This is a genomic window from Micromonospora carbonacea, from assembly GCF_014205165.1.
GTDB classification, from domain to species: domain Bacteria; phylum Actinomycetota; class Actinomycetes; order Mycobacteriales; family Micromonosporaceae; genus Micromonospora; species Micromonospora carbonacea.
In genome coordinates, this window is sequence record NZ_JACHMZ010000001.1 from 3,672,667 (window position 1) to 3,697,602 (window position 24,936).

Annotated in this window: 19 protein-coding genes; 9 read left to right on the plus strand and 10 right to left on the minus strand. The window is 74.7% G+C overall.

From position 1 onward, the window contains the following. Positions 1–7: 7 nt before the first annotated feature. The 8 genes from HDA31_RS15735 to HDA31_RS15770 form a co-directional block, all read right to left on the minus strand. Complete coding sequence (locus tag HDA31_RS15735; RefSeq protein ID WP_074476207.1) at positions 8–604, minus strand: response regulator transcription factor; 597 nt, start codon at positions 602–604, stop codon at positions 8–10. 124 nt (positions 605–728) lie between these two features. After that, positions 729–1,334, minus strand: coding sequence for a response regulator transcription factor (locus HDA31_RS15740; RefSeq protein ID WP_246384603.1), 606 nt, complete (start codon positions 1,332–1,334; stop codon positions 729–731). A 201-nt stretch (positions 1,335–1,535) separates the two neighbouring features. Further along, on the minus strand, positions 1,536–2,879 hold the full coding sequence (locus tag HDA31_RS15745) for a hypothetical protein (protein ID WP_178064634.1): 1,344 nt from the start codon (positions 2,877–2,879) through the stop codon (positions 1,536–1,538). A 146-nt stretch (positions 2,880–3,025) separates the two neighbouring features. Then, positions 3,026–3,466 (minus strand): hypothetical protein, encoded by a 441-nt coding sequence (locus HDA31_RS15750; protein WP_178064633.1) that lies wholly within the window; start codon positions 3,464–3,466, stop codon positions 3,026–3,028. Positions 3,467–3,684: 218 nt separating this feature from the next. After that, positions 3,685–8,196, minus strand: coding sequence for a HAMP domain-containing protein (locus tag HDA31_RS15755; protein ID WP_246384602.1), 4,512 nt, complete (start codon positions 8,194–8,196; stop codon positions 3,685–3,687). Between the two features lie 276 nt (positions 8,197–8,472). Continuing rightward, a complete protein-coding gene (locus tag HDA31_RS15760; RefSeq protein WP_246384601.1) occupies positions 8,473–8,931 on the minus strand; it encodes an ATP-binding protein in 459 nt (152 codons plus the stop codon). A 58-nt stretch (positions 8,932–8,989) separates the two neighbouring features. Continuing rightward, complete coding sequence (locus tag HDA31_RS15765; RefSeq protein WP_246384600.1) at positions 8,990–9,685, minus strand: DUF305 domain-containing protein; 696 nt, start codon at positions 9,683–9,685, stop codon at positions 8,990–8,992. Beyond that, positions 9,670–10,413 (minus strand): lytic polysaccharide monooxygenase, encoded by a 744-nt coding sequence (locus HDA31_RS15770; RefSeq protein WP_178064631.1) that lies wholly within the window; start codon positions 10,411–10,413, stop codon positions 9,670–9,672. The genes HDA31_RS15765 and HDA31_RS15770 overlap by 16 nt, the downstream gene beginning before the upstream one ends. A gap of 806 nt (positions 10,414–11,219) precedes the next feature. On the opposite strand from HDA31_RS15770, the gene HDA31_RS15775 reads away from it, so the two are divergent. The 9 genes from HDA31_RS15775 (at position 11,220) to HDA31_RS15815 (ending at position 21,142) form a co-directional block, all read left to right on the plus strand. Beyond that, complete coding sequence (locus HDA31_RS15775; RefSeq protein ID WP_178064630.1) at positions 11,220–12,596, plus strand: DegT/DnrJ/EryC1/StrS family aminotransferase; 1,377 nt, start codon at positions 11,220–11,222, stop codon at positions 12,594–12,596. Further along, complete coding sequence (locus tag HDA31_RS15780; protein ID WP_178064629.1) at positions 12,593–13,810, plus strand: MFS transporter; 1,218 nt, start codon at positions 12,593–12,595, stop codon at positions 13,808–13,810. Before HDA31_RS15775 ends, HDA31_RS15780 begins: the two co-directional genes overlap by 4 nt. Next, the gene (locus HDA31_RS15785; protein ID WP_178064628.1) at positions 13,807–14,748 is read left to right on the plus strand and encodes a sulfotransferase; all 942 of its coding nucleotides are present in this window, start codon (positions 13,807–13,809) and stop codon (positions 14,746–14,748) included. Before HDA31_RS15780 ends, HDA31_RS15785 begins: the two co-directional genes overlap by 4 nt. 5 nt (positions 14,749–14,753) lie before the next feature. Further along, on the plus strand, positions 14,754–15,584 hold the full coding sequence (locus tag HDA31_RS15790; protein ID WP_178064627.1) for an SDR family NAD(P)-dependent oxidoreductase: 831 nt from the start codon (positions 14,754–14,756) through the stop codon (positions 15,582–15,584). A 57-nt stretch (positions 15,585–15,641) separates the two neighbouring features. Beyond that, positions 15,642–16,487, plus strand: a complete 846-nt coding sequence (locus tag HDA31_RS15795) for a methyltransferase domain-containing protein (RefSeq protein WP_074476217.1) — start codon at positions 15,642–15,644, stop codon at positions 16,485–16,487. A gap of 70 nt (positions 16,488–16,557) precedes the next feature. Further along, a complete protein-coding gene (locus HDA31_RS15800; RefSeq protein ID WP_043963336.1) occupies positions 16,558–17,433 on the plus strand; it encodes a family 3 encapsulin nanocompartment shell protein in 876 nt (291 codons plus the stop codon). A gap of 9 nt (positions 17,434–17,442) precedes the next feature. Then, a complete protein-coding gene (locus HDA31_RS15805) occupies positions 17,443–18,753 on the plus strand; it encodes an NAD(P)/FAD-dependent oxidoreductase (RefSeq protein WP_178064626.1) in 1,311 nt (436 codons plus the stop codon). Positions 18,754–18,788: 35 nt separating this feature from the next. Then, on the plus strand, positions 18,789–19,484 hold the full coding sequence (locus tag HDA31_RS15810) for an aspartate/glutamate racemase family protein (protein ID WP_178064625.1): 696 nt from the start codon (positions 18,789–18,791) through the stop codon (positions 19,482–19,484). Positions 19,485–19,669: 185 nt separating this feature from the next. Beyond that, positions 19,670–21,142 (plus strand): arabinofuranosidase catalytic domain-containing protein, encoded by a 1,473-nt coding sequence (locus HDA31_RS15815; protein WP_178064624.1) that lies wholly within the window; start codon positions 19,670–19,672, stop codon positions 21,140–21,142. An 83-nt stretch (positions 21,143–21,225) separates the two neighbouring features. Here the strand turns inward: HDA31_RS15815 and HDA31_RS15820 are convergent, their stop codons facing one another. Both HDA31_RS15820 and HDA31_RS15825 read right to left on the minus strand, forming a co-directional pair. Further along, positions 21,226–23,619: a GNAT family N-acetyltransferase gene (locus tag HDA31_RS15820; RefSeq protein ID WP_178064623.1), complete on the minus strand. Its 2,394-nt coding sequence runs from the start codon at positions 23,617–23,619 to the stop codon at positions 21,226–21,228. Beyond that, positions 23,616–24,908, minus strand: coding sequence for a lysine N(6)-hydroxylase/L-ornithine N(5)-oxygenase family protein (locus HDA31_RS15825; RefSeq protein ID WP_178064622.1), 1,293 nt, complete (start codon positions 24,906–24,908; stop codon positions 23,616–23,618). The genes HDA31_RS15820 and HDA31_RS15825 overlap by 4 nt, the downstream gene beginning before the upstream one ends. Positions 24,909–24,936: the final 28 nt, after the last annotated feature.

Here is a 24,936-nt window from a genome sequence, read left to right on the forward strand (position 1 = left end):
GCCGGCCTCAGATCCAGCCGGACTCGCGGGCGAACCGGACCGCCTCGATCCGGGTGCGGGCCCCGGTCTTGCGGGCGATCCGCCCCAGGTGGTTGCGGACGGTGCCGCAGGACAGCCGCAGCGACCCGGCCACCTCGGCGACCGGTGCGCCGGCGGCGGTCAGCCGCAGCACCTCGGTCTCCCGGGCGGTCAGCGGGCAGTCGGCGGCGAGCGCCGCCATGACGAGCTCGGCGTCGACCACCGACTCCCGGCGGGCGAGGCGGCGGACCCCGTCGACCACCCGCTGAGGCGCGACGTCGCTGGCGAGGATGCCGACGGTGCGCCCGGGGGCGAACACCCCGTGCAGGCCCCGGGCGCGGCGCGGGTCGGCGAGCACCAGCAGCGGGCACGGTTGTGCCGTCGCCGGGCCCACCACCGCCGGGGTCTCGTTGATCAGATCGAAATCCACCACGGCGACGTCCGGCCGGCCGGCGCGGAGCGCCCGTTCGACCGCGTCGCCGCGGCCCACCTCCCCCACCACGTGGATGTCCTCCTCGGCTGCGAGGACGAGCGACAACGCGCCCCGGACCAGGGCACCGTCCAGGGCGAGCAGGGTACGGATCACGTTGGACCTCTCCCAGGCGTCTCGGCGCATCACAGATCGTGAACATTCAAACACGAATTACAATGCATCGCTCGATCGGCGAACGGGGTAGCGGATCGCCTCGTCGGTACCCCGTCCGGGGTCGTTACAACCATCCCTCCCGCTGCGCCACCCGGACCGCCTCCATGCGGTTGCGGGCCCCCGTCTTGTGCAGGATCGCCGACAGGTGGTTGCGCACCGTCCCGTGGGCCAGGTAGAGCCGGCGGGCGATCTCCTTCAGCGGCACGCCCTCGGCGGCCGCCCGCAGCACCTCCTGCTCCCGGCGGGTGAGCGGGTTGACCGGCGGGCTGAGCACCGCGACGGCGGCGGACGGGTCGATCACCCGTTCCCCGGCGGCGGTGGTGCGCACGGCGCGGACCAGCTCCGACAGCGCGACGTCCTTGCTGACCAGCCCGCGCGCCCCGGCGGCCAGGGCGGCCTCGACCAGCGGCGGGCTCCACCGGTGGCTCATCGCCAGCACGGCCGTCCCCGGCGCCTCGGCGACCACCTTGGCCACCACCTCCGCCGACTCGGGAAACTCCGGCTTCAGGTCCAGCACCAGCACGTCGGGGCGTTCCCGGCGCAGCACCGACCACAGCTCGCCGACGTCGGCGGCGTCGGCGATCACCTCGATGTCCTCCTCGCTCGACAGCGCGGCGCACAGCGCGCTGCGCAGCAGTCCCATGTCCTCGGCCACGACAACGTGGATCACCACGGATCTCCGATCTCGGGTACGCGGCACGTCGCCCCGGCCACGCCGGCTCGGGGGAGGGCGGGGTGGGGTTCGGTGCGCGCGGAACGGGCGGCGTCGGCCCACGGCGGTCCCTGGTGGACGCCCGCAGGCCCCGTACGGCCACGTCGGCGGTGCGGCACGGCACGGGGCCGTGGACCGCGGGACGGGCCCTGCCGAGACTCAGCCGGGACGGGCGGCGACCCCCGGAGCCCGGCTCTGGGCCGAGACCGGCGGGCGGGCGATGCGGTGCCGGCCGGCGGCGCACACCGACGAGCGCGAGGCGTCGGCCGCGGCGGGCGTGGGCCCGGACCCGGTGCGCAGATCGTCGGCGCGGTCGCCCGTGGGCGACACGGGCCGGCCCGGGCCACCCGCCGACGTCGGCCCCGCCGCCGCCCGGACGGAGGCGGACGACGAATCCGACGACGCGCCGGCCGGGGCGGCCGGCCACGCCGCCAGGAACGTCCCGGCCGGGGCCTCGGCCACGCCGCCGGACCGCCCGGACGGGACCACGGACCGCGCTTCACCACCGGGGACCGCCGCCGGGGCGTCCACCGGGTCGACCGGCCCGCCCCCGGGTGCCGGCCCCGCCCGGGGCGGCGCGGACACCGCCGGGTCGGCGGGATCGGACGGGACCAGGGGCGGCATCGGCAGCACCCGCGGGAGCAGGTTGCCCACCAGGCCCAGGACCGGGGCCACGAGATGCTGGTCGAGCCCGGAGAGGGCCGAGGCGAGCAGGGCGCCGAGGGAGCTCGTCAGGCCACCGACGACCTGCGGCAGGCAGTGCGCGAGCCGCCCGTCGCCGCCCCGACCCGACCCCACGGAGGGCACCGCCGCAGCGGGATCGGTGGGCGGGACCGCGGGGTGCTGCGGCGCCCCGTCCGGCGCGGCCGGTCCGCCCGGCGCGACCGCGACCCCGCCGGGCGACGTGCCCGGACCGGCCGGGCCGCCGGGGACGGGGGTGACGGCGGCGGGCCGGCCCGCCGCCGACCCGGGCTCGGCCGGCCCGGGTGGCACGGCCCCGGCCGGCGCGCCCGGCTCGGAGGGTCTGCTCGGCGCGGACGGCGCAGACGGCTCGGACGGCCTGCTCGGCGCACCCGGCTCGGCGGGCGCACCCGGCGGGGACGGCTCGGGATCGGCCGGGGCGGGCTTCGACGGGCCGGGATCGGTCGGGCCGGGATCCGACGGGCCGGGGGTGGACGGGACCGGGGTCGGCGGGGGCCGGAGCACCCCCCGGAGCGGGCCGGGACGCTCCCGGTCGGGCCGCGCGGGATCCCGCAGGGACGAGCCGGTACGCGGCCCGTCGGGCGACGCGAGGCCCGCCCGGCCGGCCTCGTCGGGGGCGAGAGCGCCGGCGGACGGGTCGGCGTGGCGGGGTGACCCCGGGCCCTCGTCCGCCGCCGCCGGGCCGGAGAACAGGACCGCCGTGACGATGCCCGCGCCCACCGCCGCCAGCAGCAGCCCGGCCAGCCGCCACGGTCGGGCCGACCCGGGGGCCGGCACGGCCCCGGCACGCCGCGGCGCCACGGCCACCACGGCCGGGACGGAGCGAGCAGCGGGACAACGCACGCGGGCCGACCTCTCTGCTCGGAAGGCGTCGACACATGGTAGCCACGCCGTACCCCCCCTGCAGCGTCGTCGCGCGTCCGGTTTCCGACTGATCGGGCGGGAGGTCAGCGGGGCGGAAGGTGGTCGCGGAGCGCGGCGAACTGGGCGACCGTGAGGTACGACGGGTTGGCCGCCTGCGGCTGGCGGAGCACCTCCAGCCCGCCCAGCCGCGCGTCGGCGCGCAGCCGTCGCCGGGGCACCCGGTCGGGTTCGTCGAGGACGGTCAGGTCCAGCGGCACCGACCAGCCCCCGTCGCCGTCGACCACCGGCGGGGCGGCGATGCGGCCCACGCCCCAGACCCCGTACGGCAGCTGGCCCCGGCTGCCGCTGGCCCACAGCACCACCGGCTGACCGGGGCGCATCAGCCGGGCCCGGTAGCCGGGGCGTACGCACCAGCTCTCGACCCGGGGGTCACGGCGGAACCGGGCGGCGAGATCGACCCGGTCGGCGTTGCCCTTGACCAGCCACGCGCCCAGATCGTCGAGACTCACCCGTCGCTCGCTCATCCCGGCATTGTGCCCGCGCCGCGTGCTCTCCGGCGCGGATGCCGGCGAGGTGGCGGTATCCCCGCGCCAGGATGCCGCCAGGTCGGCGACACGGCGCGCGCTCCCGAGGCGCGGCCCCCGGACGCGCGGCCTCCCGACCCGCTCCCCCGACGCGCGGCCCGCCACCGACCCCCGCGCCCGCGATGCGCGCGACCCGCCGGACGGGACGGGTCGGGGCGTCAGCCGTCGAGCCAGCGGCGGATGCAGTGCAGCAGGTCCTCGGCGTCCACCGGTTTGGTGACGTAGTCGCTGGCGCCGGAGGTGATGCTCTTCTCCCGGTCGCCGCGCATCGCCTTGGCGGTGACCGCGATGATCGGCAGGTCCGCGTAGCGCGGCATGGCGCGGATCGCGGCGGTGGCCGCGTACCCGTCCATCTCGGGCATCATCACGTCCATCAGCACGAGGTCGATGTCGTCGTGGCGCATCAGCGTCTCGATGCCCTTGCGGCCGTTCTCGGCGTAGACCACGTCGAGGCCGTGCAGCTCCAGGATGTTGGTCAGGGCGAAGACGTTGCGGGCGTCGTCGTCGACCACCAGCACCTTGCGGCCGGCGAGGCCGACGCCGAAGCCCTCCCCGGGCGCGGCGGCCACGGGCAGGGGCCGGGCGAGGGGCACCACGTGCCCGGTCGCGTCCGCCGACAGGTGCAGCACGATCCGCTCCCGCAGGTCGTCCAGGCTGCCGAGGATCTCCAGCGGACGGTCGCCGGCCACCGCCCGCAGCAGCGCCTCCTGGCCGGCCGCCAACGGGCGCGCGTGGTACGCCAGCACGGGCACGCCCCGGTGCGCGGGGGCGTCGTGCAGCGCCCGCAGGAGCACCGCCCCGCTGTCGTCGGGCAGGTCGAGGTGGACGACCAGGCAGTGCTGCCGGCGCGCCGCGACGGCCTCCAGCGCAGCCGGGGCGTCCAGTGCGGTGGCGACCTCGACCGGCGGGCCGGCCAGCCCGGCCGTCACGCCGTGGACCAGCATGGTCAGCAGGCCCTTGTCGTGGTGTTCGAGGACGAGGACCCGCCGCGGCCCGGCTGGGGGCTCCACGGCCGGCGCCGCCCCCGGGTGCGGCCCGGCGGCCCGGTCGCGCTCCACGCGGCCGGCGGGGGACGCGGCGGGCGGCGGAACGGTCGACGGGGCGGCCGGCGCGGCCGGGGGCGCGGGGGCGACCGGGCCGGTGAGCGTGGCCGGCAGGTAGAGCGTGAAGGTGCTGCCCCGGCCGAGGACGCTGCGCGCGGCGATCCGGCCACCGAGCAGGTGGGCGATCTCCCGGCTGATCGACAGGCCCAGCCCGGTGCCGCCGTAGCGGCGGCTGGTGGTGCCGTCGGCCTGCTGGAACGCGTCGAAGATGGCGGTGAGGTGCTGCTCGGCGATGCCGATCCCGGTGTCGACGACCCGGAACGCCAGCACGGTCTCCCCCGGGGTGGACCCCTCCGGCAGCTCGTCGGGGCGGGCCCGCTCGATGCGCAGCTGCACCCGGCCCTGCTCGGTGAACTTGACCGCGTTGGAGACGAGGTTGCGCAGCACCTGCCGCAGCCGCTGCTCGTCGGTGTGCAGCCACTGCGGCACGTCCGGGCCGGTGCTGATGTCCAGCTCCAGGCCGCGCGGCGTGGTCAGCGGCCGGAACGTCGCGTCGACGTAGTCGCGCAGCTCGCTCAGCGCGAACGTCTCCGGGTTGACGTCCATCTTCCCCGCCTCGACCTTGGACAGGTCGAGGATGTCGTTGATGAGCTGGAGCAGGTCGGTGCCCGCGGAGTGGATGACGGTGGCGTACTCGACCTGCTTGGCGGTGAGGTTGCGGTTCGGGTTCTGCGCCAGCAACTGCGCCAGGATGAGCAGCGAGTTCAACGGCGTACGCAGCTCGTGGCTCATGTTGGCGAGGAACTCCGACTTGTACTTCGAGGCCAGCGCGAGCTGCTGGGCGCGGGCCTCCAGCTCCTGACGGGCCTGCTCGATCTCCGAGTTCTTGGTCTCGATGTCGTGGTTCTGCCGGGCCAGCAGCGCCGCCTTGTCCTCCAGCTCGGCATTGGAGCGCTGGAGCTCCTCGGAGCGGGCCTGCAACTCCTCGGAGCGGGCCCGCAGCTCGGCGGCGAGCCGCTGGGACTCGGTGAGCAGCACGTCGGTGCGGGCGTTGGCGACGATGGTGTTGACGTTGACGCCGATGGTCTCCATCAACTGGTCGAGGAAGTTGCGGTGCGTCTCGGTGAACCGGCTCATGCTGGCCAGCTCGATGACGCCGAGCACCTGGCCCTCGAAGGGGATCGGCAGCACCACCAGGTGCCGGGGCGTCGCCGCGCCGAGGCTGGAGGAGACGGTGACGTAGTCGGCCGGCACGGCGTCGACCACGATGGCCCGCCGGCTCGCGGCGGCCTGCCCGACGAGGGAGTCGCCGAGGGTGAACCGGCGGCCGGAGGCGCGGTGGCCGTACCCGCCGACCACCCGCAGGGTCGGCTCGCCGACGCCGTCCTCGACCAGCAGGAACGTGCCGAGCTGGGCGGAGACCAGCGGGGCCAGCTCGTCCATCACGAGCCCCGCGACGACCTCCAGGTCCCGGTGGCCCTGCATGAGGCCGGAGATCCGGGCCAGGTTGGTCTTGAGCCAGTCCTGCTCCTGGTTCATCCGGGTGGTCTCGCGCAGCGACTCCACCATGGAGTTGATGTTGTCCTTCAGCTCGGCCACCTCGCCGGAGGCGTCGACGGTGATCGAGCGGGTCAGGTCGCCGGTGGCCACCGCGCTGGTCACCTCGGCGATGGCGCGGACCTGCCGGGTGAGGTTGCCGGCCAGCTCGTTGACGTTCTCGGTGAGCCGCTTCCAGGTGCCGGAGACCCCCTCGACCTCGGCCTGGCCGCCGAGCCGACCCTCGCTGCCCACCTCCCGGGCCACCCGGGTCACCTCGGCGGCGAACGACGACAACTGGTCGACCATCGTGTTGATGGTCGTCTTCAGCTCCAGGATCTCGCCCCGGGCGTCCACGTCGATCTTGCGGGTCAGGTCGCCCTGGGCCACTGCCGTCGTCACCTGGGCGATGTTGCGGACCTGGCCGGTGAGGTTGTTGGCCATCGAGTTGACGTTGTCGGTGAGGTCCTTCCAGGTGCCGGCCACGTTGGGCACCCGGGCCTGCCCGCCGAGCCGCCCCTCCGTGCCGACCTCCCGGGCCACCCGGGTCACCTCGTCGGCGAACGCGCCCAGGGTGTCCACCATCGTGTTGATGGTCTGGGCGAGCACGGCGACCTCGCCCTTCGCCTCCACCGTGATCTTGCGGCTGAGGTCGCCCTGCGCGACGGCCGTGGCCACCAGCGCGATCGAGCGCACCTGGTTGGTGAGGTTGTTGGCCATCTCGTTGACGTTGTCGGTGAGGTCCTTCCAGGTGCCGCCGACGTTGGACACCCGGGCCTGCCCGCCGAGCCGCCCCTCCGTGCCCACCTCCCGGGCCACCCGGGTCACCTCGTCGGCGAACGCGGAGAGCTGGTCGACCATCGTGTTGATGGTTTCCTTCAGGGCCAGGATCTCGCCCCGGGCGTCGACGCGGATCTTCTGCGTGAGGTCGCCCTTGGCCACGGCCGTGGTGACCTCGGCGATGCTGCGCACCTGGGCGGTGAGGTTGTCGGCCATGACGTTCACCGACTCGGTGAGGTCCTTCCAGGTGCCGGAGACGCCCTTGACGTCGGCCTGCCCGCCGAGGCGGCCCTCCGTGCCGACCTCCCGGGCCACCCGGGTCACCTCGTCGGCGAACGACGACAACTGGTCCACCATCGTGTTGATGGTGCTCTTCAGCTCCAGGATCTCGCCGTGCGCCGTGACGGTGATCTTCTGCGACAGGTCGCCCCGCGCCACCGCCGTGGCGACCTGGGCGATGCTGCGGACCTGGTCGGTGAGGTTGCCGGCCATCGAGTTGACGGAGTCCGTGAGGTCCCGCCAGGTGCCGGCGACGCCGCTGACCTGCGCCTGGCCGCCGAGGCGGCCGTCGGTGCCGACCTCCCGGGCCACCCGGGTCACCTCGTCGGCGAACGACGAGAGCTGGTCCACCATCGTGTTGATGGTGCTCTTGAGCTCCAGGATCTCGCCCCGGGCGTCCACGGTGATCTTCTGCGACAGGTCGCCCCGCGCCACCGCCGTGGTCACCTGCGCGATGTTGCGGACCTGGCTGGTGAGGTTGCCGGCCATGAAGTTCACCGAGTCGGTGAGGTCCCGCCAGGTGCCGGCCACCCCGGGCACCTCGGCCTGCCCGCCGAGGCGGCCCTCGCTGCCGACCTCGCGGGCCACCCGGGTCACCTCGTCGGCGAACGACGAGAGCTGGTCGACCATCGTGTTGATGGTGACCTTCAGCTCCAGGATCTCGCCGCGCACGTCCACGGTGATCTTCTGCGACAGGTCGCCCCGCGCCACCGCCGTCGCCACCTCGGCGATGTCGCGGACCTGGTCGGTGAGGTTGCCGGCCATGGCGTTGACGGAGTCCGTGAGGTCCTTCCAGGTGCCCGACACGCCCGGCACCTCGGCCTGCCCGCCAAGCTGCCCCTCGGTGCCCACCTCGCGGGCCACCCGGGTCACCTCGGAGGTGAACAGCGACAGCTGGTCGACCATGCCGTTGAAGACGGTGGCGATCTCGCCGAGCAGGCCGTCGCCGTCCTCCGGCAGCCGGGTGCCGAAGTCCCCGTCGCGGACCGCGGTCAGGCCCGCCAACAACTGCCGCAGCCCGGGATCGGTCACCGGGCCGGGGGGTGCGAGGGGCGTCCCACCACCGTGCCGTGCCGCAGACCGCTCGACCATCGCTACCCCCGCACCGCGACCAGCCGGACGGCCCGCCCGTCCGGCAGCGACACCAAACCCGCGCAAGTATGCCCGGAAGGTCGCCCAAGCCGCATTGGGGGCGGCCGGCGGGTGCCCGCCGGCGGATCGCCCGCCAGCGGATCGCTTGCCGACGGATCGCCGCCGGCGGCGAGCCGCCGACCGGGTCGGGCCGACGGTCGGCCGCCGCACAGGCCGTCAGCGACGGTCGGCCGCCGGGGTCGGCAGGCGGGCGCTGACCCAGGCGGTGGTGCCGCGGCCGTCGGCCCGGATCTCCAGCCCGTCGGTGAGCTGCTGGGCCAGCCACAGGCCACGGTGGCCGACCTCGTGGGGCGCGGGCAGGGCGACGCGTACGTCGCCGAGGCCGGGGCCGTCGTCGCCGATCTCGCAGGTGAGCAGGTCGCCGTCACGCCGCAGCCGCAGCCGGCCGCTGCCGCCGCCGTGCCGGACGACGTTGGTCACCAGCTCGTGCACCGCCAGCACGAAGTCCTCCAGGGCGACGTCGGCCAGCCCGGCCGCGCCGGCCGCGGCGGTGACGGCGTGGCGCAGGGCCGTCACCCGGTCGGCTCTGATGACCTCCGCCAACAGCGTCGCCCCGGCCCTCCCGCTGGACGCGCCGGCCCCCGCGCCGTCGCCGTCACCCCCACCGCTGCTCATGGCCGGACCGTACACGTACCGCCCCTGACGTGGGCTGCCCCGGGCGGTTTCCCACAGGTCAGGCCGCCGGGAGCCCGGCCATCAGCCGGATCTGCGCGGCGCGCGAGCGGGCGACGCGGTCGGCGAGGGCGCGCACCTCGGGGCCGACCGCCGCCGGCAGGTGCCGCCGGGCCAACGCGACGGCCGCGCGCTGGTGGGCCGTGAGCACCTCCACGAGTACGGCGTCGAACCGGCCCGGCGGCGCGGCGCGCAGCCGGGCCAGGTCGGGGTCGGCGGTCGCCGGCGCGTCGGGGGTGGCGCTGGCGCCCTGGGCATCGCTGGTGTCGTGGGTGTCGTGGTGCGGATGGTGGCCCGGCGATCCGGGTGCGTCGCCGTGCGGGGCCGCGGCCAGCCAGCGCCGCATGGTGGCCAGCTCGTCGGCCTCGGTCACGTCGACGGCGGCCACGAGGGTGCGCAGCTCGGCGTCGGTGATCCGCCCGGTGGCCGCGGCGGCGATCACCCGGGTCCGGTCGTGGTGGGCCACCATCGCCCGCAGGAACGGCAGGTCGGCCGGGGCGGGCGCCGACACCGCCGGCGGGGCCGGCAGCGGGCCGCCCGACGGGGCCGGGGCGGGCGGGCCGGGGTCCGGCGCGCAGCCGGCGACGGCCAGGAGAGCGGCGAGCGCCAGCGCCGCCCGGCGGGAGCGCGGCCACCCCGTCCACCTCGGCCCCGTGCCCCCGGGCCGCACCCGCCGGCGGGTCAGAGCCGGGCCCACAGGGCGGGCACGTTCGGCGGCTCCCAGCCGGGCAGGGCGGTGTGGGCCTGCACGCACCGGTACGCCGCCCCGCCGTAGGTGACCTGGTCACCCACCCGGTACGCCTGACCGGCCGTCCAGGTGCCGCCCGGCGCGGGGGTGGTCGGCGCGGGGGTGGGCGTCCTCGTCGGCGACGGGGACGGCGTCGGGTTGGTGGGCGTGGGCGTGGGGGTGCCGCCGGTGCCGATCTGGAGGTCCACGCAGGAGTAGAACGCGTTGGCCGTGTCGGCGATGTTCCAGATGGCGAGCACCTTCTGCCGGCCCGACCAGCCGCCCAGGTTGACGGTGTGCGAGACGGTGGCGTCGGGCTGTCGCCCACCCCCGTCGACGACCGCGAGCCGGGTCCCGCCGATCCAGTACTCCCAGTTGCTGGTGGCGTGCCGGGCGGTGTTGGTCCAGGTGAAGGTCACCGAGCTGCCGACGGGGGTGGCCGGCCAGCCCCGGGCGTCGTCGTCGAGGACGGCGAACTGGCCGATCCCGGCGCTGCAACTGCGCAGCCCCTTCGGGCCCTCGACGCTCTGCGGCTCGTACTTGATCTGGCCGCAGTCGGGGACCCGGCCCTGGGCGCAGAGCGCCTGCCGGCTCGGCGGTCCCGACACGTAGCCGTGCGCCTGGGCGGGCACCGCGACGGCCAGGGAGGCGACGACGGCACCCGCCGACGCCAGCGGAAGGACGACCCTTCGACGCATGTGACGCTCCTTCGTTCGGGGCAGGCGTCGGCACACCGCGCCGAGCTGGTCCGATACGCCCACCAGCGACATGCAAGAAACATAAATTAAACTTTCTTAACAGTAAACCCCCACCTCACCCCCGCCCCGCCGCCCCGCCCCCGCCCTCGGCGACCAAGAGAAGAGCGTCAGGTTGGAGATCGACCTCGACGCCCCCTCCCTGACCACCGGGGGCGACAGGGGGAGGACGGGGCCCAGGAGGCGAGGTGGGCAGGGCAGGCGTTCTTTGTCCCGGGCGAGGTCTCGAACAATTGATTCAGGTGGCGGCGTAGGCACAGATAGTCGGTTCCGCTCGGACAACACGCCATTGATGGCTGTTGACCAACTTTGCACCCTGCCGAAGACAGGAAAGTCTGCCTATCCGATAGGGAATCGGAATTGCGGTTCCGGCATTCCGGCCGCCCCAAAGAAACCGCCGGGACACCCTGACCGAGGGTGATCGTCACCAAAGCGAACCGAAGGACGGCCGCCCAGCTCAGGAGCGCGCCGACCGGCCGGGCCCACCGCCGGCGACAACCGGTGGTCACCGGATCCTTCGCAGCCGACCGGACGGTGGCCGGCGGGCACCACAAAGACGGGTTGACGGGCCGCACCCCCAAGGTAATCATGACTGTCACTGGGCGGCGATTGACGCGATTCCGGATCGACGAATTCTCCCACGTCAGTGGGGCTATTCGTGCTGTCCGCAGGACGCGCGCCGGCCATCGTTCCGCGGGCCGGAGAAAAGCCGGCGGAACACCCGTCAGGAACGAGCGAGGAGTCCGCCGGTGAACGGGAACGACGAAGCTCCCGCGCCGCCCCGGCCACGGCCGGCGACGCGCCCTGATCGACCGGAGGACCGCCTCGCCCTGCACGGCGGCGCGCCCGTCCGGAGCACCCCCTGGCCCACCTACGACAAGGGCGCGGTCTTCGTCCACCCCGAGGACGAGGAGGCGGCCTGCCGGGCGGTGCGCAGCCACCTCTACTTCCGCTACGACCACCGGCCGCAGCACGAGACCGAGTGCGGCCGGTTCGAGGACGAGCTGTGCCGCTTCTTCGGCACCCGGCACGCGCTCGCCGTGTCCAGCGGCACCGCCGCCCTCGCCCTGGCCATCATGGCGGCGCGGGTGCCCCCGGGTTCCCTCGTCGCCTGTCCCGGGTTCACGTTCGTCGCCACGCCGAGCGCGATCGTCATGGCCGGCTGCCAGCCGTTCCTCGTCGAGGTGGACGAGGACCTGCGGATGGACCTCGACGACCTGCGCCGCCGCTGGCAGCCGGGGATCGGGGCGATCCTCGTGGTGCACATGCGCGGCTTCGCCGCCGACGCCGAGGCCCTCGCCGCGTTCGCCGCCGAGATGGGCGTGCCGCTGATCGAGGACGCGGTGCCCGCGCTCGGCGCGGAGCTGCGCGGGCGCAAGCTCGGCACGTTCGGGGCAGCGGGAGCGTTCAGCACCCAGTCGGACAAGGCGCTCAACTGCGGCGAGGGCGGCTTCCTGGTCACCGACGACACCGAGCTGTTCGCCCGCGCGGTGGCGCTGTCCGGGGCGTACGAGGGGCGGCTACGGCGGCACTTCCCCGACGCCGAGCCGCCGCTGACCGGCCTCGACCTGCCCCTGCTCAGCCTGCGCATGGACGAGATCCGCGCGGCGCTGCTGCGCGCCGAGATGGCCCGGCTGCCGCAGCGGCTGCGGCTGTTCCACCGCAACTACGACCGGGTCGCCGCCGCGCTGGCCGACGTGCCGGGCATCGCGATCCGCCGCCCGGTCGCCCCCGGGGCGTATCTCGGGGAGGCGTTCGTGTTCCGGGTGCCTGGCGGCGACGCGGGCTGGTTCGCCCGCGCGCTGTGCCGGGAGGGCATCGACGCGCGCAACATCGGCGCCGACGACGACCTCAACGTCCGCGCGTTCTGGAACTGGCGGTTCGCGTACGACACCGACGACGTCGACGCGATCCGGGCGATGCTGCCGCGCACCGCCGGCTACCTGCGCGAGGCCGTCGACGTGCCGCTGTCGTCGAACCTCACCCCCGACGACTGCGACGACCTGGTGCGGGCGGTGCGCAAGGTGGCCGCCGCGCGGGACGCGGCACCCGTCGGGCCGCCGTCGACCGGGCCGGCCGGCCCCGTGGTCGCGCCGGCCGGGGCGGCGGAGCCGGTGGGCCGATGACGGACGACCCCGGCCGCGCCGTGCCGCGCCCCGCCCTGGTCGGCATCTTCGGCGGGCTGTTCGCCGGCTACCTGGGCCTCACCGCCGTCATCCCGGTGCTGCCGGCGTTCCTGCGCGACCGGCACGCCGCCGGGGACCTGGTCGTCGGCCTGGTCGTCACGGTCACCGCCGGGACGGCGCTGCTCGTGCGGCCCGTCGCCGGCGCGCTGGCCGACCGGTACGGCCACCGCACCGTGATGCTCGTCGGCGCGCTCGTCGCGGCCCTGGGCGGGCTGCTCTACTTCCTGCCGCTCGCGGTGCCGGCGCTGGTGGCGGTGCGGCTGCTGCTCGGCGCGGGCGAGGCCGCCCTGTTCACCGCCGGGGCGGTGTGGACGGTGGCGCTCGCCCCGCACCACCGCCGGGGCCAGCTCATCGGCCTGTACGGGGTGAGCATGTGGGGCGGCATCTCCGCCGGCACCTTCCTCGGCGCGACGCTGCAACAGGTCTCCTTCACCGCCGTCTGGGCGCTCGCCGCCGCCGCTCCCCTGCTGGCCGCCGCCCTGATCGCCGTGGTCCCGGTGCCACCCGGGGAGCCCGGGGCCGCAGCGCGCGGGAAATCCAGGGGCGGCGGTGGGCTGCTGCTGCGCCCGGCGCTGCTGCCCGGCACGGCGCTCGCCCTCGGCGCCGCCGGGTACGCCGGCCTGGCCGCGTTCGTCGTGCTGCACCTGGACGCGCGCGGCATCGGCTCCGGCGTGCTGGTGCTGAGCTGCTTCAGCGCCGTGTACGCCGGCACCCGCCTGGTCATCGGCCATCTGCCCGACAAGCTGGGCCCCCGCCGGGTGGCGGCCTGGTCGGCGGCCGGCGAGGCGGTCGGCCTGACGATCGTCGCGCTCGCGCCGAACCTGCCCGTCGCCGTGGCCGGGGGCGTGGTCACCGGCGTCGGCTTCTCGCTGCTGCACCCGTCGCTGGCGCTGATGGTGATGAACCGGGCGGAGCCGACGCGGCAGGGGGCGGCCATCGGGGCGTACACCTCGTTCTGGGATCTGGGGCTCGCCGTGTGGGGGCCGGTGACGGGCCTGGTCGCGGCGCGGCTCGACTACCCGGCCGTGTTCGGCGTCGGCGCGGCCTGCGCCGTCGCGGCGGCGGCCATGGCGACGTGGATCGGCCGCCCGGCGGCCGGCACGGGCGGCACCGGGATGTCCGGTAGCGAACGGACGGAGGCCCGCGCGGCATGAGCGACCTGACGGTCCTGTGCGTCACCGGCTGGTGCCGCAACGGCAGCACCATCATCGGCAACGTCCTCAACGAGGTGCCCGGCTTCTTCCACGTCGGCGAGCTGCACTTCCTGTGGAAGAACTCCACCGGCCGGGGCGTCAACGGGCTGTGCGGCTGCGGCCGGGAGCTGACCGCCTGCGACATCTGGTCGCGGGTGCTGCCCGTCGGGCGGCCCGCCGGCCTGTCGGCCGACGCGCACGCCGAACAGGTGATCGGCCGCCAGCGGTCCCGGGTCCGCACCCGGCACACCTGGCGGGTGCTGCGCCGGGGCCTGTACGACGACGAGATCCGCGCCCACGCCGAGCTGATGGGCCGGGTCTACCGGGCGGTCGCCGAACGCACCGGCGCGCACACCATCGTGGACACCACGAAGATCCCCGGCGAGGCGGCCCTGCTGGCGCACCTGCCCGGGATCACCCCGTACTACGTGCACCTGGTGCGCGACCCGCGCGCCGTGGCGCATTCCTGGCGGGAGCCGAAGCAGTACGTGTACGCGATGTCGGCCGCCAGGAGCACCGCGTACTGGCACGGGTTCAACCTGGCCTCGGCGGCGATCACCCGGCGGCACCCGCAGCGCGCGACGCTGCTGCGCTACGAGTCGTTCACCGCCGACCCGGCCGGCACGGTCGACGCGCTGCTGCGGCTGTGCGGGGCCGACCCGGCCGGCAACCCGGTGCGCGGGCGCACCGTCGAGCTGGGCACCAACCACACGGTGACCGGCAACCCCGACCGGTTCCGCAGCGGCCCGACCGTGATCCGCGACAGCGACGAGGCGTGGCGGCGCACCCTGTCGCCCGCCGACCGGCTGGCCGCCACCGCCCTGGCCCAGCCCCTGTTCACCCGCTACGGCTACCGGTCGGCCGGGGCGGGCCGGCTGTCACCGACCGGCGGAAGGTAGGAGACGTGGATCTGGGGCTCACAGGACGGGTGGCGCTCGTCGCCGGCGGGTCCAGCGGCATCGGGCTGGCCTGCGCGAAGGAGTTCGCCGCCGAGGGCGCGCACGTGGCGATCTGCGGCCGGGACCCGGACCGGCTCGCCGCCGCCGAGCGGGAGCTGGCCGGGGTGGCGAAGGGCCGGGTCAGCGCCACCGTCGTGGACGTCACCGACGCCGACGCGGCCCGCCGCTGGGTCGACGGGGTGGCCGCCGACCTCGGCGCGGCGCACGTGCTGCTGGTCAGCGGCGGCAGCCCGCCGATCGGCCCGGCCACCCTGTTCGAGACGGCCGACTACCGGGCCGCCGTCGACCGGGTGCTGCTGCCGGCCGTCGGGCTGGCCCTCGCGGCGCTGCCGCACCTGCGCGCCGCCGGCTGGGGGCGGCTCGTCTTCGTCGCCTCGGAGACCGCCGCCGTGCCGATCGCCCCGCTGCTGCTGTCCGGGGTGACCCGGGCCGCGCTGGTCCGCTTCGCCCAGGGCCTCGCCGTGGACGTGGCCCGCGACCGGATCACCGTCAACGTGCTCGCCCCCGGCTCGGTGCGCACCCCGCCGATGGAGCGGGCCGCCGCCCGGCTCGCCGGCGACGACGGCGACGTCGAGGGGCAGCTCGCCGCCATGGGCCACCACAGCGCGCTGGGCCGGCTGGCCCGCCCCGAGGAGGTCGCGGCGGTGGCCGCGTTCCTGGCCAGCGAGCGGGCCTCGTTCGTCACCGCCGGGGTGCACCTGGTCGACGGCGGCGCGAGCGCCACCGGACCGGACCTGCCGCACCTCACCGGCGTCCGGAAGGACACCTACGCCTGAGATCCCCATCCCGGCGGCGGCCTCGCCGGCCGGCGGCACAGCACGAAGGAGTGCGCGATGTCCACGACCAGCCCCACGTTCACCGAGCGGGACGTCTCCGAGTTCTTCGACCAGACCACCCAGACGTACCTCAGCTTCTGGGACAGCGAGGGCGTCCTGCACACCGGCTACTTCGCCGACGACGCCGACACCGACTACCACGCCGCCGCCGACCGCACCTCGGACCTGCTGGCCGCCGAGGCGGGCATCGACGCCGGGTCGACGGTGCTCGACGTCGGCTGCGGCTGCGGCAACTTCCTGCTGCGGCTGGCCGGGCAGACCGGCTGCCGGGGCGAGGGCCTGGACCTGAGCATCGAGCGGGTCCGGTTCGCCCAGGCCAAGCTCGCCGAGCGGGGCACCGCGGGCGTCACCTTCCGGCACGGCTCGGCCACCGCCATGCCGTACGACGCGGGGGCCTTCAGCCACGTGGTCAGCCAGGACGCGCTGTTCCTGGTGCCGGACAAGCCGCGCAGCCACGCCGAGATGCACCGGGTCCTCGCCCCCGGCGGGATCCTCGCGGTCACCGACTTCCTCCAGCCCACCACCGACATCGGCGAGGCCGCCCGCCGGCACGTCTACGACCGGGTGCGGTGGAGCGGCGGCTACTCCCTCGACGGGTACGCCGAGGCGCTGACCGCCGCCGGCTTCGAGGTGCTGACCGCCCGCAGCCTCGACGCCCACATCCGGCAGACGTACCGGGTGCTCGGCGAGACGGCCCGGCAGCGGGCCGCCGCCACCGACGACCCGGCCGCCCGGGAGTGGATCCTCGGCTTCGCCGCGTCCTGCGGCGAGATCCAGGCCGCCATCGACCGGGGCGAGTTCGGCTGGGGGATGTTCGTCGCCCGCAAGCCCGCCGCGCGGTGACGACCCGACGCGCAGTGACGACCCGAACCGACGCGCAGTGACGACGAACCGACCGGAAGGTGTGCGCCCGATGCAACGAACCGACGTCATCAAACGGACCATCGCCGAGGTCGTCGAGGACCGCCGCAAGCAGCTCTCGCCGGGGCAGGTCTTCGTCGACGCCTTCGCCGAGGGCGGCTTCGACACCCGCGTCGACTACGACGTCACCATCACCGACTCGCTGACCAGCTCCCGGCGCAAGCCGCGCTACCCGTCGCGCAACATGCTGAAGGTGGTGGACCTGTCCCGCGACCCGCAGGAGTTCTACTGGCACGAGAGCCCCGCCCGGCCCGGCGACCCGGCCGTCGACGGCGCGGACCTGCGGCGGGAGGCCGCCAACCACTTCCACCGCTCGCCGATCCCGCCGCTGCACACCACGAAGGCGTGGGTGCAGGTGCCCGACGGGCTGTGGGACGACCCGACCAGCTTCGCCGAGTTCATCAACTACCGCCTGGTGGTGCGGCTCGCCACCGCCGAGAACGTCACCATCCTGCGCGGCGAGGGCGGCCTGCTGACCATGCCGGACATCGCCCGGCTCACCGACCCGGGCCCGTTCGGCTCCACCATCCTGTCGGCCTGCAACGAGGTGGAGCAGAACGGCAGCACCGCCGACGGGCTGATCATCAACCCGGCCGACTACTACCGCCTGCTCGGCTCCGGCACGCTGATGCGCGACGTCGAGGAGAACGGCGTGTTCATCGTCCGGACCCGGCTGGTCGACCCGGGCACGGCGATCGTCGGCGACTTCGGCCACGGCGCGCTGCTGTTCGACGCCGGCCGGTCGATGATCTCCTTCGCCGAGCCGCCGCCGGGCACGTTCGCCGAGCCCGGGGTGGCGCTGACCGCCGAGATCTACGAGCGGGTGGTGCTCAACCTGCCCACCTGCTTCTTCGTGGTCAGCCTCTAGGCCGCCGGGATGCCGACGCCGCCCGCGCCGCGCCCGCCCGGCGACGACCCCGACGTGCTGGTCGTCGGCGCGGGCGTCGTCGGCCTGTTCTGCGCCTGGTTCCTGGCCCGCGCCGGGCACCGGGTCACCGTCGTCGACCGGGGCGAGATCGGCGACCCGGCGGCCTGCTCGTCAGGGAACACCGGCTTCGTCGGCACCCAGGGCGCCGCGCCCCTGGCCGAGCCGGGCGTGCCGGCGAAGGGGCTGCGCTACCTGCTCGACCCGGAGAGCCCGTTCCACGTGCGCCCCCGCCCCGACCCGGCCCTGCTGGCCTGGCTGTGGCACTTCCGCCGCCGCTGCACCGAGCAGCACGCCCGCGCCGCGTTCGACGTGCTGCTCACGCTGAAGCAGCGCAGCCTCGCCATCCTGCGCGAGGTGTGCGCGACCGGCCCGCTCGCGGACACCCTCACCGCCCAGGGGATGCTGCTGGCCTGCCGGACCCCGGAGGGCTTCGCGGCGGCCCGCGCCTCCGTGCCGGCGGCCGTCGCCCGGGGCGTGCCGCTGCGGGTGCTCGACCCCGGCGAGCTGGCCGCCCTCGAACCGGACGTCGCGTTCGACGTGGCCGGGGCCCTGCTCAACGCCGAGGGGGCCGCGCTGCGCATCCCCGCGTTCCTGGTCGCGTTCGCCGACGCGCTGCGGGCCGCGGGCGTCGACATCCGCACCCACACCGAGGTACGCGACTTCGAGGTGACCGGCGGCCGGGTGCGGGCCGTGCGCACCAGCGGCGGCGACCTGCGCCCCGCCGAGGTGGTGCTCGCCGCCGGGGTCTGGTCGGTGGCCTGCGCCCGCCGGCTCGGCGTCGACCTGATGCTCCAGCCCGCCAAGGGGTACGCGGTCGACGTCGCCGCCGGCGCGCACCCGCCCCGGCTGCCGATCCTGCTCAGCGAGGGCAAGGTGGCCGTCATGCCGCTGGGCGACCGGCTGCGGCTGGCCGGCACCCTGGAGCTGGTCGGCATGGACACCAGCGTCTCGCCGCGCCGCGTCGACGGCATCGTGCGCACCGTCGCGGCGTACCTGCCGGGGCTGGACACCGACCGGCGGGTGCGGGTGTGGAGCGGGCTGCGCCCCTGCACCCCGGACAGCCTGCCGCTGCTCGGCCGGCCCGGGGCGTGCCGCAACGTGGTCGTCGCCGCCGGGCACGGTCACATCGGGATGGGCCTGGCCCCGGCGGGCGGCCGGCTCGTCGCCCAGCTCGTCGGCGGCGAACGCCCCGAGCTGGACCTCGCGCCCTTCGCCGTGGACCGCTGGCGGCGTCGCCCGTTCGCCCGGAGGAACCGATGATGCCGTCGCGGCGCAACCGACTCGCGGAGGAACCGATGACCGACGCCCCGATCGGCGTGCTCTGCCTGGACACCTCGTTCGAGAAGATCCCCGGGCACATCCGCAACCCGGCCACCTTCGACTTCCCCGTCGTCTACCGGGTCGTCGAGGGGGCCACGCCGCAGCGGCTCGTCCGGGAGGCCGACCCGACGCTGCTGGAGCCGTTCGTGGCGGCGGCCCGGGACCTGGAGGCCGCCGGGGTCGCCGGGATCACCGGGGCGTGCGGGTTCCTGGTGCTGTTCCAGGCCGAGCTGGCCGCCGCCGTGTCGGTGCCGCTGTGGTCGTCGAGCCTGCTCCAGCTCGACCTGGCGCACCGGATGGTCGGCCGGCCGGTCGGGCTGCTCGTCGCCGACGAGGCCGCGCTCACCCCGCGCCACCTCGCCGCGATCGGCGCGGAACACGTGCCGGTGCGGGTGACGGGCATGGCCGGGCAGCCGGAGTTCACCGAGGTGATGCTGGAGGGCCGCCGCGACGCGCTCGACGCCGACCGGCTCGAACGGGAGGTGCTCGACCGCGTCGACCGGCTCGCCGGGGCGCACCCCGAGCTGGGGGCACTGGTGATCGAGTGCACGGACCTGGTGCCGTTCGCGCACGCCGTCCAGGCGCGCCTGGGCCTGCCGGTGTTCGACATCGTCACGCTCACCACCATGCTGCACGCGACGCTGACCCGCCGCCCGTACCCGGGCGCGTGACGAGGCCCCGACCTGGGTCCTCTGCCGGTGGAGCCCGTCGACACCTGGCACATGGCCATCGACTGAGATTAATGTAATGGGTATGACGTGTGACGTCTGCGTCTCGCCTGGGAGCCAGCGGTCCGGCCGCGTTCGCCCCGACGGCGCGGACGCGCTCACCCCCACCCAGCGCAGGAGATGCTTCGATGAGAGCGAAAGCAGGACTGCGGCGCTTCTTGGCCGCTGCGGGGACCCTGGTGGTCCTCGTCGCCGGCGCCGCCAGCTATGTGGTCTCGGGCGCGCCGCAGGCGCGGGCCGCCACCACCGGCCCGTGTGACATCTACGCCTCCGGCGGCACGCCGTGCGTCGCCGCGCACAGCACCACCCGGGCGCTGTACGGCGCGTACAACGGGCCGCTCTACCAGGTCCGACGCGCGTCGGACAACACCACCCGCGACGTCGGCGTGCTCGGTGCGGGCGGCTACGCCAACGCCGCCACCCAGGACACGTTCTGCGCCAGCACGACCTGCGTCATCACGATCATCTACGACCAGTCCGGCCGCAACAACCGCCTCACCCAGGCGCCCCCCGGCTACTGGCCCGGCCCCGCCCCGGGCGGCTGGGACAACCTCGCCGACGCGAAGGCCGCCCCGATCACCGTCGGCGGCCAGAAGGCGTACGGGGTCTACGTCGCGCCCGGCACCGGCTACCGCAACAACAACACCAACGGCGTCGCCACCGGCGACCAGCCCGAGGGCATCTACGCGGTCGTCGACGGCACGCACTACAACCAGTGGTGCTGCTTCGACTACGGCAACGCGCAGACCGACGGCCAGGCGGACTCCCGCGCCATCATGGAGACCGTCTACTTCGGCGCCGACAAGCAGTGGGGCTACGGCGACGGCGCCGGCCCCTGGATCATGGCCGACCTGGAGTGGGGGCTGTTCTCCGGGGTGAACGCGGGATACAACAAGCTCGCGCCGATCAACCACCGCTTCGTGACCGCCATGGTCAAGGGCGAGCCGAACCACTGGGCCATCCGGGGCGGCAACGCCCAGTCCGGCGGCCTGACGAACTACTTCGACGGGCAGCGCCCCAGCGGCTACCACCCGATGAAGAAGGAGGGGGCCATCCTGCTCGGCATCGGCGGCGACAACAGCGTCTCCGGTCGCGGCACCTTCTTCGAGGGCGTGTTGACCTCGGGTTATCCGTCGAACGCCACGGAAGACGCCGTGCAGGCCAACATCGCCGCCGCCGGATACGCGCCGGCCGGCGGCGGCACCCCGCAACAGAACGTCCAGCTCGTCGGGGGCCAGTCCGGCCGCTGCGTCGACGTGCCCAACGCCAGCACCACCAACGGCACCCAGACCCAGTTGTGGGACTGCACCGGCGGCACGGCCCAACGCTGGACCTACACCGCCGCCAAGCAACTCCAGGTGTACGGCACCAAGTGCCTCGACGCGAGCGGCGCCGGCACCAGCAACGGCACCCAGGTGATCATCTGGGACTGCCACGGCGGCGCCAACCAACAATGGAACCTCAACAGCAACGGCACCGTCACCAACGCCCAGTCCGGGCTCTGCCTGGACGCCAACGGCGCCGCCACGGCCAACGGCACCAAGCTGATCCTCTGGTCGTGCAACGGACAGCAGAACCAGCAGTGGAGCACGCGTAGCTGAGCGCGCCGCGACACCCGCGCGTCGGAGCGCCGGCGGGCAGGCCCCGGTTGGCCCGCCCGCCGGCACGCCGCTTCCGCCAGGAGTCAGGCGGCGCGGCGTGGCGCGTACGGGGCGATGGGGTTGGCCAGGGTGCCGGCGAACTGGAGCGCCGCCGACGGGTCGGACAGGTCCACCATCTGCTGGTTGTCGCGGAGCTGGAGCCGGTTGAGGCAGGAGTGCGCGAACTCCGGCGCGAACAGGTCGTAGCGGGCCAGCCGGTCGGCCAGGTGCGGCACCCGGGCGGCGTAGTCGGCCGCGCAGTCGGCGACCGCGCGCCAGAACTCCTCCTCGGTGAGCAGCCCCGCGTCGGTGCAGACCACGTTGAGGTGGCGCAGGAAGCAGGAGAACACGTCGGTGAAGATCGACAGGATCTTCTCGCCCTCGGGGATGTTCGCCCGGACCCGGTGCACCGCCTCGGGCAGGTCGGCGTCCGGGTCCATCACCACGATCTCCTCGGCGATGTCCTTGAAGATCGCCCGCTCCACCGCCCCGTCGCGCAGCACCAGGATGACGTTCTCGCCGTGCGGCATGAACGCCAGGTCGTAGGCGTAGAGGGAGTGCAGCAGCGGGGTGAGGTACGCGTCGAGGTAGCGGCGCAGCCACACCGGCGCGGGCAGCCCCGACTCGGCGACCAGGGCGGCGACGAACGACCCACCGGCCGAGTCGACGTGCAGCAGCGACGCCATGGTGGCCAGCCGCCGCCCCGGCTCCAGGCCCGGCACCGGGCTCTCCCGCCACAGCGCGGCCAGCATCTTGCGGTACGGGGAGTACCGGTCGGTCGCCGCCTCGAACCGGCGGTTGCGGTAGCCGATCGCGGCCTGCTCCCGCAGGATCGTCAGGCCGGTGGAGGCGAGCACCTTGTCGCGGGCGATCAGGTCGGCGAGCCAGTCGTTGATCGCCGGGGTGGCCTCCATGTACGCCGCCGACAGGCCCCGCACGAAGCCCATGTTGAGCACGGACAGGGCCGTCTTGACGTAGTGCCGCTCGGGCCGGGTGACGTTGAAGAACGTCCGCACGGACTGCTGGGCGAGGTGCTCGTCGGGGCCGGGGCCGAGGCAGACCAGCCGCTGCTCGGCCACGTCGGCGGCGAACGTGACGGCGGTCCGGTTCCACCACTGCCACGGGTGCACCGGCAGGTAGAGGTAGTCGGCCGGATCGAGGCCGAGGCCGGTGAGGGTGGCGGCGAACCCGGCGAGCGCGTCGTCGCCCAGCTCCGCCCGGTACAGCGCGTCCGCGTCGGTGTCGGCCGTGCAGGTGAAGGTGGTGTGGTCGCGGTGGGCGGCGAGCCAGAGCAGCCGCACGGGCCGGCCCACCTCCGGGGCGTACCGGTGATATTCGTCGATGCCGAAGCCGATGCGGCCGTTGTTGGCGACGAAGCCGGGGTGACCCTCGGTCATCCGGGTCTCGACCGTCTGGAAGTCGGCGCGGGCCAGCTCGGCGGCGGGGATCTCGGGCCGGTCCAGCTTGTACGCCCAGCCGGCCAGGGTGGAGGTGATCTCCTCCAGGTAGACCGGCAGCACGCGGTCGGTGAGGCCGAGCGCGCCGCGCAGCTCCACGCACAGGTCGAGGGCGTCCAGGGGCAGCTCCACGCCGTCGCGGCGGCGGGTGATGCTGTCCGGGTCGACGTGCCAGTGGTCGAGGGCGAGCCGGCGGGCGGCGAACCGGTAGGCGACGGCGCCGTCGTCGCTGCGCACCTCGTAGACGGCGGACGCGCCGGGCTCCGGGGCCGCGCCGACGGGCTCGGGGGTGAGCAGCCGCTCGTGGGAGAACTCGGCGAGGGCCTTGCGGACCAGCAGCCGGTTGGCGCGCGCCCACGTGCCGGGGGTGAGGTGGGCGACGGCGTCCTGCGGGTCCACGGTGTCCGGTCCTTGGGGCTGAGCCGCGGTGGCGGCGGCGAACTGGGCGCGGGTGCAGAACGAGAGCAGGCCGGTCTTGGCGGGCAGCGCGACGGTGCCGGCGGGGGTGAAGCCGACGGCGGCGTTGAGGGCGTGCACGGCGGTGTTGCGCACGTCCGGCTCGACGACCACTCGGCGGTGCGCGGGGTCGGCGAACAGCCACGCCATCACGGTGGTGATGACGGCGCGGGTGAAGCCGGAGACCGGGGTGTCGGTGGGCGCGCAGAGGAAGTGCATGCCCACGTCGCCGGGGCGGGCCGGGTAGCGCCCGGCCAGCTCGACCCGCGCCGGGTCGTAGCGCTCGACGAGGAACGCGGGCTCGCCGCGCCACAGGCCGACGAACGCGTCGTGGTGCGGGTCGGCGGCGATGCGGGCGTACTCGGCGGCGACCCGGGCCACGTCGGCGTCGCCCATCAGCCAGAACGCGGCCTTCGGGTGGGTCACCCACGAGTGCAGCAGCGCGGCGTCCGCGGCCGGGTCGAGGGTACGCAGGGCGAACTCGCCGAGCCGGGGGTCGGTGCGGGTGTAGAGGGTCCCGGTCACGCCCCCACCCCCGCCGGGACGCCGAACTCCTGGAACGCGATGCGCCGCTCCACCGGGTAGGGCTCGCGGCCCAGCAGCTCCCGGATGATCACGGAGTTGCGGTACGGGCCCATGCCCAGGTCGGGCGAGGTGACGCTGTGGGTGTGGGTGCCGCCGTTCTGGAGGAAGATCCGGCCGGCGTGGTCGACGCGGTAGTCGCGGGCCACGTCGAGGCGGCCGTGGGAGTCGAAGCGCAGCAGGTGGCGCACCGGGTCGAGGAAGTCCGGCACCTGGAAGCGGTAGCCGGTGGCCAGCACCAGCCCCTCGGTGGTCAGGTCGAACTCGCCGCCCTGCTCGACGTGGCGCAGCCGCAGCGCGTACGCCCCGTTGGCGGGCTCCGCGCCGGTCACCTCGGTGTTGGTGAGCAGCCGGGTGTCCACCGGCCCGGCGATGCTCTTGGCGTACAGCAGGTCGAAGATGTCGTTGATCAGGTCGGCGTCGATGCCCTTGAACAGGCCCTTCTGCTCGGCTTCGAGGCGGTAGCGGGTGGCCTCGGGCAGGGCGCGGAAGTAGTCGACGTAGTCCGGGGACGTCATCTCCAGGGTGAGCTTCGTGTATTCCAGGGGGAAGAACCGGGGCGAGCGGGTGACCCAGTTCAGCCGGTAGCCGTACGTGTCGATGTCGGCCAGCAGGTCCTGGTAGATCTCGGCGGCGCTCTGCCCGGAGCCGACGACGGTGACGCTGCGGCGGCGGCGCAACGCGTCGCGGTGCGCCAGGTAGTCGGAGGAGTGCACGACGCCGTCGCCGCCGAGCCCGGCGCAGGCCGCCGGCACGTGCGGCGGGGTGCCGGTGCCGAGCACCAGGTTGCGGGCATGGTGGGTGACGGTCTCGCCGGTGGCGGTGACCGTGGCGGTCACCGCGAACACGTCGTCGGCCGGGTCGTGGGTGACGGCGGTGACCCGCTGGCCGAGGCGCACGGTGGTCAGCTTCTGCACCGCCCACCGGCAGTACGCGTTGTACTCGCTGCGCAGCGGGTGGAACCGCTCGCGGATGTAGAACGGGTAGAGCCGACCGGTCTCCTTGAGCCAGTTGAGATACGAGAACGGCGAGGTGGGGTCGGCGAGGGTGACCAGGTCGGCCAGGAACGGGGTCTGCAACCGGACGTTCTCCAGCAGCATCCCGGGGTGCCAGTCGAAGGTGTCGCGGGCCTCCAGGAACAGGCAGTCCAGGTCGGACAGCGGCTCGGCGAGGCAGGCCAGGCCCAGGTTGTACGGGCCGAGCCCGACGGCGACGACGTCACGGGTGGGCATGGGGTCGCTTTCTGCGCGGGGTCGGGGT

Bases quoted from the DNA above. Each gene is read 5' to 3' on its own strand.
- HDA31_RS15750 (WP_178064633.1), bottom strand. From the start codon at position 3,466: ATGAGCGAGCGACGGGTGAGTCTCGACGATCTGGGCGCGTGGCTGGTC.
- HDA31_RS15760 (WP_246384601.1), bottom strand. From the start codon at position 8,931: ATGAGCAGCGGTGGGGGTGACGGCGACGGCGCGGGGGCCGGCGCGTCC.
- HDA31_RS15770 (WP_178064631.1), bottom strand. From the start codon at position 10,413: ATGCGTCGAAGGGTCGTCCTTCCGCTGGCGTCGGCGGGTGCCGTCGTC.
- HDA31_RS15780 (WP_178064629.1), top strand. From the start codon at position 12,593: ATGACGGACGACCCCGGCCGCGCCGTGCCGCGCCCCGCCCTGGTCGGC.
- HDA31_RS15785 (WP_178064628.1), top strand. From the start codon at position 13,807: ATGAGCGACCTGACGGTCCTGTGCGTCACCGGCTGGTGCCGCAACGGC.
- HDA31_RS15795 (WP_074476217.1), top strand. From the start codon at position 15,642: ATGTCCACGACCAGCCCCACGTTCACCGAGCGGGACGTCTCCGAGTTC.
- HDA31_RS15800 (WP_043963336.1), top strand. From the start codon at position 16,558: ATGCAACGAACCGACGTCATCAAACGGACCATCGCCGAGGTCGTCGAG.
- HDA31_RS15805 (WP_178064626.1), top strand. From the start codon at position 17,443: ATGCCGACGCCGCCCGCGCCGCGCCCGCCCGGCGACGACCCCGACGTG.
- HDA31_RS15810 (WP_178064625.1), top strand. From the start codon at position 18,789: ATGACCGACGCCCCGATCGGCGTGCTCTGCCTGGACACCTCGTTCGAG.
- HDA31_RS15815 (WP_178064624.1), top strand. From the start codon at position 19,670: ATGAGAGCGAAAGCAGGACTGCGGCGCTTCTTGGCCGCTGCGGGGACC.
- HDA31_RS15825 (WP_178064622.1), bottom strand. From the start codon at position 24,908: ATGCCCACCCGTGACGTCGTCGCCGTCGGGCTCGGCCCGTACAACCTG.